Consider the following 15,211-nt stretch of genomic DNA (forward strand, 5'->3'; position numbering starts at 1 on the left):
GACGCGTGCAGGCCATCGCCGCACTGGATGATTGCTGACAAGGCGATACAGGAACCGCACTGCCCGCGGCATGATCGGACGAGCGTAGCCGTCCTCAGCGCGGCATGATCGGACGAGCGTAGCCGTCCTCAGCGCGGCATGATCGGACGAGCGTAGCCGTCCTCAGCGCGGCATGATCGGACGAGCGTAGCCGTCCTCAGCGCGGCATGATCGGACGAGCGTAGCCGTCCTCAGCGCGGCATGATCGGACGAGCGTAGCCGTCCTCAGCGCGGCATGATCGGACGAGCGTAGCCGTCCTCAGCGCGGCAAAGTCGGACGAGCGCAGCCGTCCTCCACGCGGCAGATGCGGATGTCAGAGCGGTGAGGGAGTTCGTCCTGGACGCGGCGTGTAGCCCTCTGTTGCCAGCCATGCTCGAGCGCGGCCGCGGACGCGGTCTTCGCTGAATGCGTACCAGCGATCGGCGGCCTCCGGGTGGTGTGCAATCGCGTCCTTGAACCGGCGGAAAGCACCTTTCCCGCTGATGGCCATAGTCAACAGCTCGGCCAGGTGTTCATCCTCGACAGTCTCGGTAAAGACTTCCATGTCGCGGTAGCCGGACCGCGAACCAACCGGGTCGACCCACAGCCACCTCGTACCAGCTGCTTCGTCTTCTTCCTCTTCTTCGTCGCTCTCATCGGCGCGGAAGTCCTCGTACACCGTCTGGGGCCAGACCTGCCCCGTGGCCAGGTCGACTCGCCCGCCTCCGTGGGTGGGGTCGCCCTCGCGCACGCTGGCGAGCTCCTCCAGATCGACACGGACCAGCCTCAGGAGTGGCTGGGGCCCATCACCGAGCCGCGCCGCAAGTGCGTCGGCCAGGTCGACGTCGCCGTCCCATCCCCGCGCCTGCAGTCGTGCGACGCAGGCTCGAACCAGGCCATGGGCGCTGGCGGATCCAGACGTGACCGCGACCAGGAGAGCGTCACCGATGAGCTGCAGCACCTGCTCCGGCCAGGCTCGCTCCTCAAGAAGGCGCAGCACCTCAAGCGCGTCGGCGCGGTACGTGGCTCCGCGTAGGGCAGCACGGAACTCCTTCAGCGACATGCCGCCATTGTGGCCCTGACGCCGGTGGAAGCGGTGCAGGCAGGATGGGAGCCATGGTCATCGTGCGCGCTACCCGCAAGCTCCTGCAGCGATTAGGCCCGGTTAGCGCCGTGGAGGAGCAGGAATCGACGAGCCTGCTCGGCGACTGGTACGCCACGCTCCTGCCCTGGCGGCCACGTCAGGTCGCGCTCCTGGTCAGCCAGACGACCCTGCTCCCGGTGCTGATGCCGTTGGCTCCCGCCGCGACCCTGCTCGACAGGTTCCCCGAGCACCTGGCCGCGGTCCTACGGGCGCACAAAGTCCCCGAGACCGTCGTGCAGAACGAAGCCGCAGAGACGGCCGACTACACCCTCGCGACCACTGCCAGCCGCAGCCTGACCGGGTCGATGAACGAGTTCGCCTACCTAGCTCAGGCCCACCGCGTCGCGGACCGCAACCCCGATCTGCTTGCCCGTGCGGCCCTCTGTACCCACGTCACGTCAGCCCCGACCGCGAACTGACAGCCCTCCTGCAGAACGTGACCTGAGCCCGGTAAGCACGGCCGACCAGCGGCATGTGCGTGCACGCCTGCCCAGTTGCGGCGGCTGCGTGGCGAACCTGACCCTCGAGGCAGCGGCTAAGGCGGCGCTTCGAATACCAGAAGGAGGTGGCTGTGGCAGCTCACGCGAGTCCTGGGCCCCGGCACGGCGCGAGTGAGCAAGCCATGACGCACTGCATGACGCGGTGTGTCCCTGTCGAGCGCTAGACTGGCGAGATCCAGGAGAGGAGGAGCTGTGGCAAGGGCAATCGACGTGATGAAGTACATCAAGGCACGTCAGCACGTTTGGGGTGAGACCCAACTACACAAGCTCGTCTACCTCTCCCAGGCCTGGTCGCTCGCCTGGGACGGACGTCCCCTCTTCCCTGAGAAGATTGAGGCGTGGGAGAACGGGCCGGTACTGCGCGCGCTTCGCTACAGACAGGACGCGGCTGATTCTACTGTCCTGACCGCGGAGGAGCGGGTGATCGTGGACGCAGTGCTCGCGCAGTACGGTCGCCTCAATGGCTCACAATTGAGCGCCCTCACGCATGAGCAAGCGCCCTGGGCGGACGTGTGGAACGACCGTGGCGACCGAAGCTGGTGTGATGATGAGATCACCCACGACGCCATGCGGAGGTTCTTCACGACGGAGGCGATCGCAGGGCGCGGCCCTGCGAAGCCTGTGACGCGGACTGAGGAGACAAGCGACCGTAACGAAATCAGTGCGATTGCGGCCGCGAATGCCGAGCGCTGGAGTGAAGCGCTGGCACTCCTAGGCGGGTGATTCGTGTACTCAGCGTCGGTCACGTTCAGCTGATCTACGCAGAGCAGGTTCGAGCGGGCAGGCTTCGAGATTTTGGTTTGCTCGATGGCGCAGTTGCTGCGCCGTATCAGAACGTCTTCGGCCACGAGCTGTACCCGACGCTGGCACAAAAAGCAGGCAAACTTCTGGAGGGTATCCAGCGGGTGCAGGCTTACACCGACGGGAATAAGCGCCTGGCGTGGCTGAGCACGATGACTTTGCTGGAGATGAATGGTCAAACGATAATGGAAGTCTCCGCGAGCGAGGTTGACGGGTTCGTGCGAGGCCTGGTCGGCGTTCCGGACGCGGAGGTTAAGGCCGCACTGTGGCTGAATGACCGCCTAACCAGTTTCTCGTGAATCGCCCCATCAGTGCCGCTGAGTCGGCGCCCCGGCTTTCTGCACGTGAGCCGGGGCCGCCGCATCAGTCAGCGCCGCCTCGGGCGGCTTAGGACGAGTCGGGCACGCCTGGGTGTGTGACAGACCGCGGGACTGCGCGCTGACGGGCTACCCCCACGTCCGCACGTCAGCCGGCGGCTTTCCCGCAGCAAGTCCCGCCCGGGTGGAGCTAGGTCGTTGACGATCGTCATCCGGACAGTTCTACGAGCATCGTTCCTTTCTGAACCACTGAGGCCGGGCCACGCCGGTCGTCGAGGTCGCCTTGGTCAGGATATCGCTGCGGCGTTAGGGCAAAAGCACGTTGAGTCGGTCGATGAGCTTTTGGAATCGCGCTTTGGCCTCGTCGCTGAGCGCGGCCACGGTGTCGGTGTTGTCGCGTAGAAGCCATGCTGCGGGCTGGTAGTGGTCGAAGGGTCTCCCGAGCGCGGCCTCGACACGCTTGACGATGCGACCGCCTCCCTTTAGTTTCGAGGCAGTCAGCTTGCCGACTCCGGACTTGTCTAGGAGGCTCAGGTACCAGTCGACCTCGAAGAGGTCCTCCAGGTCCGCCTCCGTGCTATCCGTGATGTCGGTGATGGGGATAAGCCGCTTCGCGTCAAGCAGTCCACGATTGACCAGCTGAGTCAGACGCTGGTTGCCGCCGCTGGCGCCATCCATGAGCACCGCGATGTCGAGATCGCTGCTCCCGAGGAGGGCGACGAAGGTAGGCAGCTTGTCGATGCCACCCACCGGCGTGACGGTCCAGCGTGGGTCGAGGCCTCGCCCTCCGGCCTCCTGCAGGACCTGGCCGACGATCGACAAGTAGGTGACGTCGGCCGGTCCTTCGACAAGCAGTTGGTGGCCACCAATGATGAGGGTTTGCGACATCTCGACGCCCAGGGCCCCTAGGAGCGGGAACACAGTCTCCGGCCGCGCCGACCACACGTCTTCGCTGACCTTGGTTCCGTTGTTGTCGAGGTCTTCCACGGTGCGGCACCGCTCGATGTGATCGGGGGCGATCATGAAGAGCGAGTGAGTGGAGTAGATCACCTGGTGGTGAGGCGCGAGCTTCTCGTCGATGTACCGCAGAAGATCGGCTTGCGCCTTCGCGTGCAGGTTGAGTCCGGGCTCGTCCAGGAGGATCACCCGGCGAGTCTCGTCGGCAAACTCGGAGAAGGCGGCGAGGAACGAGAAGAACCAGACGAAGCCCTTGGATCGCTCAGACATGTTGAGCGTGACGCGGTGACGCTGGTTCCGGACCCGGATCTGAAGCCACGGCTCCGGCGGCGGCTGCACGTGGCTGGCCGATGCAGGTTTAACCGGCCGGAACTCGATGTCGAGCTCGACGGATAGGTCGTCATTCTGTGTCCAGTACTCGAAGAGTTCGTCGGTCAACTGGTTCGCCGCGGCTTCAAGCGCGGCCTTCCGTGACTCGTACTCGGCCTCCGTGAACTCCTCCTGCTCGACGCCGGCCAGGCGTAGCAGCGCCAGAGCCGTTCGCTCGTCGGGCTCGAGGTCGTCCTCGTCTTGGCCTTGCAGACGTCGGATAGAGACGCTCCCTGGGAGCATGTTGTACTCGTCGAAGTACTGAAACTTGGGCAGTAGTCCGCGAAGCAGGTTTTGCCCCTGGCGCGGAAGGTCTTCCTCCTCCAGATCGGCGCCCAGCTTCTTCGCCCCCTCGGCGGTAGACTCTTTCAAGGCTGCGATCGTGTCCTTGTACGTCTTCTTTTCGTATTTGGGTAGCGAAAGCCCGGCATTGCTGATTCGCCCGCGGATCATGGCCACCTCATCGGCCAGCGGGCCGAAAAACATGCTCTGGTTGCCGTACCTGCGGCTGACTTCGACCGTCAGAGACTGCGCGGGGCTCTCGCCGTCGGACTCCTTCACCAGAGTGCCTTGGCCGAACTTGGACTCGAACGTAGCTATGTCGGTGTCGTCGAGCTCGAACTCCATAGAGACGGGCGCGACGGTGGGGATGACCTTCTTGTCGCGTGAGCGGTATCGCCGCGGGTAGTCGCGGAGTTCCTCGAAGCCTGTCGGGTGGCCGCTGGTCAGAGGGTTGAGCCGGTACATCGCCTGGAGGACGGCGGTCTTTCCAGACTCGTTTTTTCCGACCAGAGCGGTGACGTCTTCTTCGATGCGAATTGAAGTCGAGTCGTCCACCGACTTGAACTTCTTGACATTGGCACTCTTCAGTCGCACGAGCCACTCCTTGATGAGAACGACGAGTTGATCCGAGGCGGGCGGTAACCCCGCGGGTTGGCTGCGCATCAGCATAGATGCGGGCACCGACACTGGTGCTGGTGAACGGGACCAATTGAGCAGCGACTTGCCGCCCAACTGGGCCCAGGCGTCCAGGTCGGGTCTTCTCCCGAGTAAGAGTCCCGTGAAGTGGTGGGGTTTGGGGAGTGGGTGTGGCCCTGTGACGTAGGGGTCATCGGCGAGATGCTCGGTGTGTACCGCCAAGCACTCACCAGAGGAGATCTCACCGATGACCCTTCCCCAGTCTGCCGTGTCCGACCTGCTGGACGCACTTCGCGCCGGTGACGGTGTGGACCTGGTGCGCGAGTCCGTGCGGATCGTGCTGCAGGAAATGATCGAGGCCGAGGCAACCGAGGCGATCGGCGCCGCCCGCTACGAACGCACGCCCGGCCGGGTGACGGAACGCAACGGCACCCGCCCCAAGCTGCTGACGACCAAGGGCGGCGACGTCACGGTCTCGATCCCCAAGCTGCGCACCGGCTCGTTCTTCCCCTCGATCCTGCAGCCGCGCCGGCGGATCGACCAGGCGCTGTACGCGGTGGTGATGGAGGCCTACGTCCACGGCGTGTCCACCCGGTCCGTGGACGACCTCGTGGTCGCCCTGGGCGGGACGGGGATCTCCAAGTCGGAGGTCTCGAGGATCTGCGCCGGTCTGGACGAGGCGGTCGGCGCGTTCCGCACCCGCCGCCTGGACCACGACCGCTTCCCCTACGTCTACCTCGACGCGACGTACCTGCACGTGCGGACCGAGGCCGCGATGGTCGTGTCCAAGGCCGTCGTGATCGCCACCGGCGTCACCGAGCACGGCCGGCGGGAGGTCCTGGGCCTGGACGTCGGTGACAGCGAGGACGAGGTCTTCTGGCGGGCGTTCCTGACCGGGCTCAAGAAGCGGGGCCTGGGCGGTGTGCAGCTGGTGATCTCCGACCAGCACGTCGGCCTGGTCGCCGCCCTCACCCGGGTGTTCCAGGGATCGTCCCACCAACGGTGCCGGGTCCACTTCATCCGCAACGTCCTCGCGCACGTGCCCAAGGCCGAGACCGAGATGGTCGCCGCGGTCTTCCGCACCATCTTCGCCCAGCCCGACCTGGCCTCCATGGCCCGGCAGTGGGACAAGGTCCGCGACGACCTGGCCAGCCGGTACCCCAAGACCGGACCGCTCATGGACGCCGCCAAGTCCGAGGTCCTCGCGTTCGCTGCGTTCCCGCGTGAGCACTGGCGCAAGATCTGGTCCACCAACCCCCTCGAGCGGCTCAACAAGGAGATCAAGCGACGCTCCCGCGTCGTCGGCATCTTCCCCAACGAGGCCGCCGTCATCCGCCTCATCGGCGCCGTCCTGGCCGACACCCACGACGAGTGGAAGGTCGACGAACGCCGCTACCTCTCCGAAGGCTCCATGGCCAAGCTCTACCCGAGCAGCGATACTGAGACCGTCGCCCTCGAAGAGAGCGACCGGTAGGCAACGAGCATCACCTCAAAGCCCACCACCCAGCGGGACTCAATCCTTCCCGAGGCAATGAGCGCGCCGCCATGAACTTCGCGTAGGCACCAGCAACGGATCGCCCAGAGACCCCGCGGGCCCCCGGGGAGACCTTCGCAGGCGGGATCACGCACGGCAGCACAGCACTCATCACAGGCCCCGCCTCAAGCGGGGTCGACGAGGCCAACGCTGCAACGCCGTTGTCCAAAGATCACCTACATATATCAAGCGGATCCGTCCGTCACGACCCTTGGCAGGAACCGATCACCGACATATCCCCGATGAGCGCGCGCTCATCGGCGCTTGCGGTTGTCTGGGGGCCGGCCTCCCGGCCTCCGGTGCCATCAGGGTGAGCACTCAGCCAGTTCGGCGATCCCGCCGCGGGGTGAGCCTGCGCGGGGCCCTCTCTCGGGCGATAAGCGCGGGTCCGTAGTAGCTACTCCACACGCGGACCCTTCTTGTTCCGCTGTGGGAGAGGGACACCCACCGCTGACCCGCCTGAGACGCGAGCTCGCCTTCGAGGCAGGAGGCCTCGTGAGCCCAGGCCTCATCCCCGGGCGAATGCCTAGTGTTCAGGTGGCTGCACAGGCACTGGTGGTGAATCTCCAGCCGTACGGGGAGGGGGGACTCGTTCTGGGACGACGGGTGAGGGTGATCACATCGCCGAGTTCATCTATGCCCCTCTGGTGTCGTCGGCGCAAGGGGCCACGGAGTCGCGCTCGATGAACACGGTTGGCAACAACTCCTCCCGCGGTTCTTCCTGGGCACCGGAAATCCGCTCGAGGAGCATTTCGGCTGCTCGGCGGCCGAGGGCCTGGGCAGGTTGGGAGATGACCGTGATCGTCGGTGTGACGACACCGGTCCAGTCGGCGTCGTCGAAAGCGACCAGCGAGATGTGGTCGGGGATCGTGCGGCCAGCCTGCCTGATCGCCTTGACCGCCCCGAGCGCCACCCGGCTGTCCGAGGCGAAAAGCGCCGTCGGCGGTTCGTGGCCGGCGAGCAGATCGGCGGTGGCTCGTTGGGAGAGGTCGGGCGTTCCGGCTGCCGTGCGCAGGTAGCGCTCGGGCTCCTGCAGACCTGCCTCGGCCGCCCCGCGGAGGAACCCTTCGACGCGGTCCCGGCCTGTGGAGACGCCGCGCTGCCCTGGGGGGGCGACCTGCGAGCGTCGCGTCCCGCCGGTCACCATGGCGATGCGGCGGTGCCCGGCGTCCACGAGGTAAGCGACCGCCCTCCGGCTGGCTTCGAAGTTGTCCACCATCACGGTGTCAAGGTCGACCCCCTCGATCCGTCGGTCGAGCAGCACGACGGGGGTGCCGGAGCGCTGTGCGCGCTGCAGGTGCTCAGGATCTCCCCAGGTGGGGGCGACGATCAGTCCGTCGACGCGTCTGGCCAGCAGCACGTCAACCGCTGACCGTTCCCGATGCGGATCCTCGTCGGTGTTCGCCAGCAGCACCTCGTACCCCGCCGCTCGCGCAGCGTCGCTCACCCCCCGGACCGCCGCGGCGAAGAACGGGTTGTCGATGTCGGCCACGACCAGGCCGATCGTGTCGCTGCGCCCAGTGATGACCGCCCGGGCCAGGTCGTTGCGGCGGTATCCCAGCTCCTTCGCCGCCGCCAGGACTCGCGTGCGTGCCTCAGGGCTCACCGAGCCGTAACCGCCCAGCGCGCGCCCCGCGGTCGCGGTGGACACCCCGGCGGTCCGCGCCACCTCAGCCATCGAGGGCCTCCTGGAGCCCGACTGCGACCTGTCCACACGCTCTCCCAAACTTTTTTCGAGTCGCCCTCTTGACGTCACCCGGTTCAGATGAGAACGTTATCACCACATCGGATTGAGAAGGTTCTCAACGGTGCCATCGTTCATCATCTGTTCGTGAAGGAGAGTCACATCCCATGACCGACCGTGTGCCAGCTCCCAGGGTCGCCGTCGTCGGCGGAGGGGTCCTGGGCGTCGCCACCGCCGCCGCACTTGCGGCCGAGGGCGCCGACGTCACCCTCGTCACCGACACCCGCCTGGGCAGCGGAGCCTCCGGTCGCTCCCTGTCCTGGCTCAACTCCTACGGCCGGCGCAGCGGTGCCTACCACGAGCTGCGGATGCTCGGCCTTGACCGGTACCGCACCCTGGCTGCCCGCACCCACGCCGCCGGATGGCTCCGCTTCGACGGGGGCCTCACCTGGGCGCCGGCCGGCAGCCCCGAGCGGCACCGGGTGGACTTCGAGCACATGCGACAGAACGGCTATGACGCCCAGTGGCTGACCCGGGAGGAGGTCGCCGACATGACACCCGGTGTCGACCCCGCCGCCATCCCCGATGAAGGAGCGATCTTCAACCCCTCCGAGGGGTGGGTAGAGCTTCCGCCGCTCATCGACCACCTGGTCCAGCAGCTGCACGCTCGTGGGGGCACGGTGGTCGAGCACGCCGGCCCTTCCACCATCGTCGTCGAGGGCGATCGGGTGACCGCGGTCACCACCGCGTCGGGCGACATACATGAGGTGGACGCCGCCGTCCTGGCCACCGGTCCGGCCGTGCCCGCCACCGTCGCCAGCCTTGGCATCGCCATTCCCGACGCCACCCCGATCTCGCTCCTGGTACGCACCCCGCCCGTCGACGTCGCGCTGCGTGCGGTGCTCAACACTCCACGGGTGGCGGTCCGGCCGACGCCGGACGGTTCGCTTGTCCTGGACTCCGGCTGGTCGGAGCGCGAGATCGTCGTGCACGAGGACGGCGGCTTCCAGGTCGAGGACTCCACCGTCCAGGGACTGCTCCGCGAGGCCTCTGCGGTGCTCGAGGGCAACCCCACCCTTGAGCTGGCGTCCTACGGCGCCGGCCCTAAGCCCATCCCCGGCGACGGGGAGCCGGTCGTGGGCCAGCTGCCCGGCATCGGCGGCTACCACGTCCTCTTCACCCACAGCGGCGCCACGTTGGCCCTCATCCTCGGGGAGCTCCTCGCTCGTGAGGTCCTCACGGACACCCCCAGCCCGCTCCTGCAGTCCTTTCGCCCCGCTCGCTTCGCAGCCTGACCCACCACCCAGATTGGAAACCACATCATGATCGTCACCTCCCGCACCGTCCGCGCGGCCGCCATGTCCGCCGCCGCCCTGTTCGCCCTCTCCGCCTGCGGCTCAGACGGCGGTGAGACCGCGGGCAACAGCGCCACCCCGGCCAGCACCGACGCTTTCGACCTCATCCAGCCCGGCAGCGTCCGCGTGGCCAGCATGGGCGACGCCCGCCCCTACACCTTCACCGACGAAAGCGGTGAGTTCACCGGCTTCGACGTGCAGTTCTTCCAGGAGGTCGCTGGCTGCGTCGGTATCGAGGACGTCGTCTTCACCGGCCAGGACTTCTCGGCCATCCTGCCCGGAGTGGCCAACGGCCAGTTCGACGTGGGCGTCGCCGCCATCGGCATCACCGAGGAGCGGAAGCAGACCGTCGACTTCTCCGAGGGCTACCTGGCCGGTTACCTCACCGTCATCACCCCCGCCGGTGCGGGCGTCACCGAGGGTGGCGACCTGTCGGGCTCCCGTCTGGGCGTGGTCCAGGGCACGCTGCAGGAGGCCTACGCGCTCAAGAACTTCCCCGACACCGAGCTCGTCCGCTTCCCGGACAACAACGCCGGCATCTCCGCCCTGAACAGCGGCTCGATCGACGCCCACTTCGCCGACTACGAGGCCGCCAAGCAGTACGCCACGCAGTACGACATCGAGCTGGCCATCAACATCCCCTCCTTCGACGCGCCGGCCGGCTTCGCCGTGGCCCCGGACAACGACGCCTTCCGCGAGGCCCTCAACGTCTGCATCGAGGAAAAGATGGAGGACGGCACCTGGCGCGACCTCTACGAGGAGTGGTTCCCCGGCTCGCCGATGCCCGACCAGTACCTGCCCTCGTCCGAGCAGACCGGCGACGACGCCGCCACGACAACGTCCTGACTTCCCTCGCCCGGGGCGGGAGCCCGGTCGCCGCACGCGCGGCCGACCTCGCCCCGGGTCAGCGGTAGTCCTCACTGGCATAGGAGCCACTCATGATCGAATGGCTAGAACTGCTCAGGCGCACCTTCCTCGACTTCGAGGCGATGTGGCTCGTCTTTCCCCAGATGCTCGGGACCGGACTGAAGAACACCCTCATCATCTCCATCGCCGCGACCCTCATCGGGGTGGTACTCGGCATGCTGGTCGCCATCATGGGCATCTCCCGGAGCGCGTGGCTGCGGCTGCCCGCACGGGTCTACACCGACATCTTCCGCGGCCTCCCGGCGATCCTGACGATCCTGCTCATCGGCCAGGGGCTGGCCCGGTTCAGCCAGTCCATCTTCGGACCCTCGCCCTACCCGCTGGGGATCCTGGCGCTGTCCCTCATCGCCAGCGCCTACATGGGAGAAATCTTCCGTGCCGGCATCCTGGGCGTCGACAAGGGCCAGCTGGAGGCCTGCCGCGCCCTCGGCATGAGCTACGCCAGGGCGATGCGACTGGTCGTCGTCCCCCAGGGCGTCCGGCGCGTGCTGCCCGCCCTCGTCAACCAGTTCATCGCCATCGTCAAGGACTCCTCGCTGGTCTACTTCCTGGGCCTGCTCGTCAGCGAGCGTGAGCTGTTCCGGGTCGGCCAGGACGCCGCTGTCCTCACCGGCAACCTGTCCCCGCTGGTCCTCGCCGGGGCCTTCTACATGGCCATCACAGTGCCTTTGACGCACCTGGTCAACTACATCGACAACCGATTCCGCACCGGTCGTCGGCCGGCCGCTCCCACCAGCGGACTCAAGGAGGTCCACGAGATGGACCTGAAGGTATCCCCCCGCGTCCACGGAGAGAACACATGAGCGCCCCGACCACCTCCGCCACGACCGAGCCGCCCACCTACAAAGGCTCCAGCCTCGACCTCATCGACCTCTGGATGGCCTACGGCGAGTTCGAGGTCATCCGGAACGTCACCATCCACGTGCCCGCCGGCACCACGACCTGCGTCATCGGCCCCTCCGGATCGGGCAAGTCCACGCTCCTGCGCGGTGTCAACCGGCTGCACGAGCCCAAGAGCGGTGACGTTCTGATCGCTGGCGACAGCGCGCTGAAAGTACAGCCAGACCGACTCCGCCAGCGCATCGGCATGGTGTTCCAGCACTTCAACCTCTTTCCGGACCACACCGCCCTGGAGAACGTCGCGCTAGCGCTGCGCAAGGTCAAGGGCGTACCGAAGGAGCAAGCCCTCCACTTCGCCCGGGAACGGCTGGACGAGGTCGGCCTGGGTGACCGAGCCGACCACCGGCCGCGAGACCTGTCCGGCGGGCAGCAGCAGCGGGTGGCCATCGCTCGGGCCCTGGCCATGGAGCCAGAGATCATGCTCTTCGACGAGGTGACCAGCGCGCTGGACCCTGAGCTCGTCAAGGGCGTGCTCAACCTCATGGCATCCCTGGCACGCCGCGGCATGACCATGGTCGTCGTCACCCACGAGATGAACTTCGCCCGCCGGGTCGCCGACCAGGTCGTATTCATGGACGAGGGCGAGGTCGTCGAGGCCGGGCCGCCGGCCCAGCTGTTCGACGACCCGCAGAGCCAACGGCTGCGCGCCTTCCTCTCGGAGGTGCTGTGAGCATCCGCACCGCCGTCGTCGGCTACGGCACCGGCGGCCGCTACTTCCACGCACCCTTCCTCGCAGCCGACCCCGCTTTCTCCGTCAGCGTCCTCGTCACGGCCGATGCCGAACGGGCGCACGCAGCGCGGAACGAGCATCCCGGTGCCCAGGTCGTTCCCCACGTCGACGCCCTCCTGGAACGGGTGGAGGACCTCGACCTCGCCGTCGTCGCTACGCCACCGGCCCACCACGCCGAACAGGCGCACCGGCTGCTCGACGCAGGTCTGCACGTCGTCGTCGACAAGCCCCTGTCGGTCACCGCCCAGCAGGGTCAGGACCTGCTGGAGCACGCGCAACGGGCACGCCGGGTGCTCACCGTGTTCCAGAACCGCCGTTGGGACGGCGACTTCCTCACCGTGCGCGCTCTGGTCCAGGAGGGCAGGCTCGGCACCATCCGCCGGTTCGAGTCGCGCTTCGAGTGGTGGAAGCCAGAGGAGTCCAAGGCGTGGAAGGCGAGCGCCCCCGCCAGCCAGGGCGGCGGGATCCTCTACGACCTCGGGCCCCACCTCATCGACCAGGCGCTGCAACTCTTCGGCCCGGTCCGGGACGTCCACGCCGAACTTCTCCGCTACCGCCCCGGTGACGGCGCAGACGACGACGCCTTCGTCGCGCTTCAGCACCGGAGCGGGGTCACCTCCCACCTGTGGATGAACGGTCTGGCATCCCAGCTCGGCCCCCGGTTCCGGGTGCTCGGCTCTCAGCGCGGCTTCACGGCATACGGGCTCGACCCGCAGGAGCCGGCCCTGAAGCAGGGCGCCGCGCCCACCGACCCCGGCTTCGGCGAGAAACCGCAGGAGCAGTGGGGCGTCCTCGGGCTCCCCGGGGACGAGCAACCCCTGCCCACGGCCGCCGGTGACTACGCGGCCTTCTACCGCGGACTGGCAGCTGCCCTGCGCGACGGCGCCCCGCCGCCGGTCGACCCGGCCGACAGCCTCGCCGTCATCGAGCTCATCGAGATCATCCACCAGCAGTTCCCCGTGCGCCGCGCCGACTGAGCGCCCGCAGCACACCCACGACCCCCGAAAGGATCACCGTGTCCGTCACCACCACCCCCACCAACCACGTGCGCCCTGTCCCGGACGACTTCAGCGCCCGCATCGAGGCCGCCCTGACTACCCGCGCGCAGATCGAGACCCTCGTCGAAGCAGCCGTCACCAGCGGCGTGCGCAACATCTTCCTCGTCGGCTGCGGCGGCTCGCTGTTCGGCTTCGGACCGCTGCGGGTTCTGCTGGACCGCAGCCCAGTCCCGGTCCACGTCATCAACGCCGACGAGCTCCTCACCCGCCGCCCGGTCGCTCTCGGCGCCGGCTCGTTCGTCGTCATCAGCTCCACCAACGGCGGCACCGGCGAGACCGCCCGGGCGGCCGCCTTCGCCGGCGAGCAGGGCGCCACCGTCGTCGGCGTCACCCAGGACCCGACCAGCATCGTGGGCCGAGCCTGCCCTCAGCTGGTGCTGCACGAAGGCATCGAGGCCAAGCAGGTCGTCCTGGCCCTCATCGGATGGTCACTGCTGCGTGCGCTGGGCGCCGCCCCGGACCACGCCGAGGCGATGACCGCCCTCCAGGCGGCCCCCACCGCGTTCCGCTCGGCGATCGATGAGGTCGACGAGCACCTCCACGGCATCGCACAAGCGCTGCACGCCGAACCCGTCGTGTACGTCGTCGGCTCGGGACCCCTGGAGTCAGCGGCGAACACCCTGGCCATGTGCTACCTGCAGGAGATGCAGTGGAAGCATGCCGTACCGGTCGGCGCCGGTGAGTTCCTCCACGGCCCGTTCGAGGTCGTCACCGAGGACCTGCCCGTCATCGTCCTGACCGGTGAGGACTCCACCCGCCCCATGGGGGAGCGGGTGTCCCGGTTCCTGGAGCGCTACAGCACCAAGGTGCACTACGTCGACGGCGCCCGGCTGACCCTGCCCGGGGTTCCCACCTCGATGCGGCCGTTCCTCGGCACCCTGATCGTCGCCAGTACGCTCATCGGCCGACTGGCTGAGCACTTCGAGGCATGGTCGGGCCACTCCCTCAAGGAGCGGCGTTACATGTGGAAGGTGGACTACTGATGGTCTCCATCGTGGCCATCGGCGACAACGTCACCGACTGCTACGTGGACCAAGGGCGGATGTACCCCGGCGGCAACTGCGTGAACGTGGCCGTACGGGCCGCCCGGGCCGGCGCCCGAGCGGCCTATGTCGGTCAGGTCGGCGATGACGACCGTGGACAGATGCTTCTGGACGCCCTCGCCGCAGAGGGCGTCGACACCAGCCGGGTGAGGGTCATTCCAGGCCGCACCTCAATCACCGTCGTGCGTCACGTCGAGGGCGAACGCTACTTCGGGTCCACAGATCTGGGCGTGCGCACCTTCATCCCGGACGACGACGATCTCGACTTCGTCGCGGGGTTCGACCTCGCCCACACCAGCTACTGCAGCGGACTTGAGAAGGTGGTTCCCCAGATCGCCCGGCGGACCCGCGTCTCTTACGACTTCGACATCATCACCGACGTCGCGGCGGCGGAGGAGTTGTTGCCCCACGTCTGGGTCGCATGCCTCTCAGCGTCCCACCTGACGGAGGACCAGACCGGCGAGGCTATCAACTGGGCGCACCGGCACGGTCCTCGCTGGGCGCTCGCAACGCGAGGTGCCCAGCCTGCCATGGTCTCGCACGAATCGTCCGTCGTCAGGGCACGGGTCGTGCACACCGAGCCACGTGACACCCTCGGCGCGGGAGATGCGTTTATCGCCCGCGCCCTGTGCGGCATCCTCGCCCGGAACGTCGACGCGCAGGAACTGGCAGACGCAGCGGCAGTAGAGGGTTCCGCCGCATGCCTCGAGGCGGGCGGCTTCGGCCACGGAGCTGACGTGACGCCGTCGGCGGCATCAGTGGTCGACACGCTGACCTCCGTCGGCTCACGCACCCTGGGTTCCTAACGACATTTCTCCACGCGGCAGAGGTGCGCGCTCGACGTGCCGCTGCAAGCAGTCACGGCCCCGCCGCCGTCGGCCGGAGTGCCGATAGGGTTCGGGTCATGTCTTTCGTCAACGTGGGGACTCTTGAGGCGCTCCCCGGCAAGCGGGAC

At 67.5% G+C, this 15,211-nt stretch carries 14 protein-coding genes; 11 read left to right on the forward strand and 3 right to left on the reverse strand.

The features are described 5' to 3' along the window. Positions 1 to 353: 353 nt before the first annotated feature. Entirely contained in the window at positions 354 to 1,082 is a 729-nt protein-coding gene (locus D4B81_RS16845; protein WP_122263838.1) for a UPF0158 family protein, read from the reverse strand. 53 nt (positions 1,083 to 1,135) lie between these two features. Between D4B81_RS16845 and D4B81_RS16850 the strand changes: the two genes are divergently transcribed. The 3 genes from D4B81_RS16850 (at position 1,136) to D4B81_RS16860 (ending at position 2,763) form a co-directional block, all read left to right on the forward strand. After that, the gene (locus tag D4B81_RS16850; RefSeq protein WP_202613747.1) at positions 1,136 to 1,582 is read left to right on the forward strand and encodes a DUF6933 domain-containing protein; all 447 of its coding nucleotides are present in this window, start codon (positions 1,136 to 1,138) and stop codon (positions 1,580 to 1,582) included. A 294-nt stretch (positions 1,583 to 1,876) separates the two neighbouring features. Next, positions 1,877 to 2,386 (forward strand): Panacea domain-containing protein, encoded by a 510-nt coding sequence (locus D4B81_RS16855; protein WP_161965256.1) that lies wholly within the window; start codon positions 1,877 to 1,879, stop codon positions 2,384 to 2,386. After that, a complete protein-coding gene (locus tag D4B81_RS16860; RefSeq protein ID WP_202613748.1) occupies positions 2,383 to 2,763 on the forward strand; it encodes a type II toxin-antitoxin system death-on-curing family toxin in 381 nt (126 codons plus the stop codon). Before D4B81_RS16855 ends, D4B81_RS16860 begins: the two co-directional genes overlap by 4 nt. Before the next feature lie 324 nt (positions 2,764 to 3,087). Here D4B81_RS16860 and D4B81_RS16865 read toward each other — a convergent pair whose 3' ends face one another. Continuing rightward, complete coding sequence (locus D4B81_RS16865) at positions 3,088 to 4,983, reverse strand: ATP-dependent nuclease (protein WP_122263849.1); 1,896 nt, start codon at positions 4,981 to 4,983, stop codon at positions 3,088 to 3,090. Positions 4,984 to 5,272: 289 nt separating this feature from the next. Between D4B81_RS16865 and D4B81_RS16870 the strand changes: the two genes are divergently transcribed. Beyond that, positions 5,273 to 6,499, forward strand: coding sequence for an IS256 family transposase (locus D4B81_RS16870; protein WP_122263840.1), 1,227 nt, complete (start codon positions 5,273 to 5,275; stop codon positions 6,497 to 6,499). Positions 6,500 to 7,193: 694 nt separating this feature from the next. Here the strand turns inward: D4B81_RS16870 and D4B81_RS16875 are convergent. Then, positions 7,194 to 8,237 carry a LacI family DNA-binding transcriptional regulator gene (locus D4B81_RS16875; protein ID WP_122263841.1) on the reverse strand — a complete coding sequence of 348 codons (1,044 nt, stop codon included), beginning with the start codon at positions 8,235 to 8,237 and terminating at the stop codon, positions 7,194 to 7,196. A 173-nt stretch (positions 8,238 to 8,410) separates the two neighbouring features. On the opposite strand from D4B81_RS16875, the gene D4B81_RS16880 reads away from it, so the two are divergent. From D4B81_RS16880 to D4B81_RS16910, 7 genes are all read left to right on the forward strand, one after another. Further along, positions 8,411 to 9,538 carry an NAD(P)/FAD-dependent oxidoreductase gene (locus D4B81_RS16880; protein ID WP_122263842.1) on the forward strand — a complete coding sequence of 376 codons (1,128 nt, stop codon included), beginning with the start codon at positions 8,411 to 8,413 and terminating at the stop codon, positions 9,536 to 9,538. A gap of 27 nt (positions 9,539 to 9,565) precedes the next feature. After that, a complete protein-coding gene (locus tag D4B81_RS16885; RefSeq protein ID WP_122263843.1) occupies positions 9,566 to 10,444 on the forward strand; it encodes an ABC transporter substrate-binding protein in 879 nt (292 codons plus the stop codon). A 92-nt stretch (positions 10,445 to 10,536) separates the two neighbouring features. After that, on the forward strand, positions 10,537 to 11,328 hold the full coding sequence (locus tag D4B81_RS16890; protein ID WP_419866252.1) for an amino acid ABC transporter permease: 792 nt from the start codon (positions 10,537 to 10,539) through the stop codon (positions 11,326 to 11,328). Further along, the gene (locus D4B81_RS16895; RefSeq protein WP_122263844.1) at positions 11,325 to 12,095 is read left to right on the forward strand and encodes an amino acid ABC transporter ATP-binding protein; all 771 of its coding nucleotides are present in this window, start codon (positions 11,325 to 11,327) and stop codon (positions 12,093 to 12,095) included. The genes D4B81_RS16890 and D4B81_RS16895 overlap by 4 nt, the downstream gene beginning before the upstream one ends. Further along, entirely contained in the window at positions 12,092 to 13,132 is a 1,041-nt protein-coding gene (locus tag D4B81_RS16900; RefSeq protein WP_122263845.1) for a Gfo/Idh/MocA family protein, read from the forward strand. The genes D4B81_RS16895 and D4B81_RS16900 overlap by 4 nt, the downstream gene beginning before the upstream one ends. Positions 13,133 to 13,170: 38 nt before the next feature. After that, the gene (locus D4B81_RS16905; protein WP_122263846.1) at positions 13,171 to 14,196 is read left to right on the forward strand and encodes an SIS domain-containing protein; all 1,026 of its coding nucleotides are present in this window, start codon (positions 13,171 to 13,173) and stop codon (positions 14,194 to 14,196) included. Next, the gene (locus tag D4B81_RS16910; protein ID WP_161965257.1) at positions 14,196 to 15,062 is read left to right on the forward strand and encodes a PfkB family carbohydrate kinase; all 867 of its coding nucleotides are present in this window, start codon (positions 14,196 to 14,198) and stop codon (positions 15,060 to 15,062) included. Before D4B81_RS16905 ends, D4B81_RS16910 begins: the two co-directional genes overlap by 1 nt. Positions 15,063 to 15,211: the final 149 nt, after the last annotated feature.

It is taken from the genome of Ornithinimicrobium cerasi, assembly GCF_003702705.1.
GTDB classification, from domain to species: Bacteria; Actinomycetota; Actinomycetes; order Actinomycetales; family Dermatophilaceae; genus Ornithinicoccus; species Ornithinicoccus cerasi.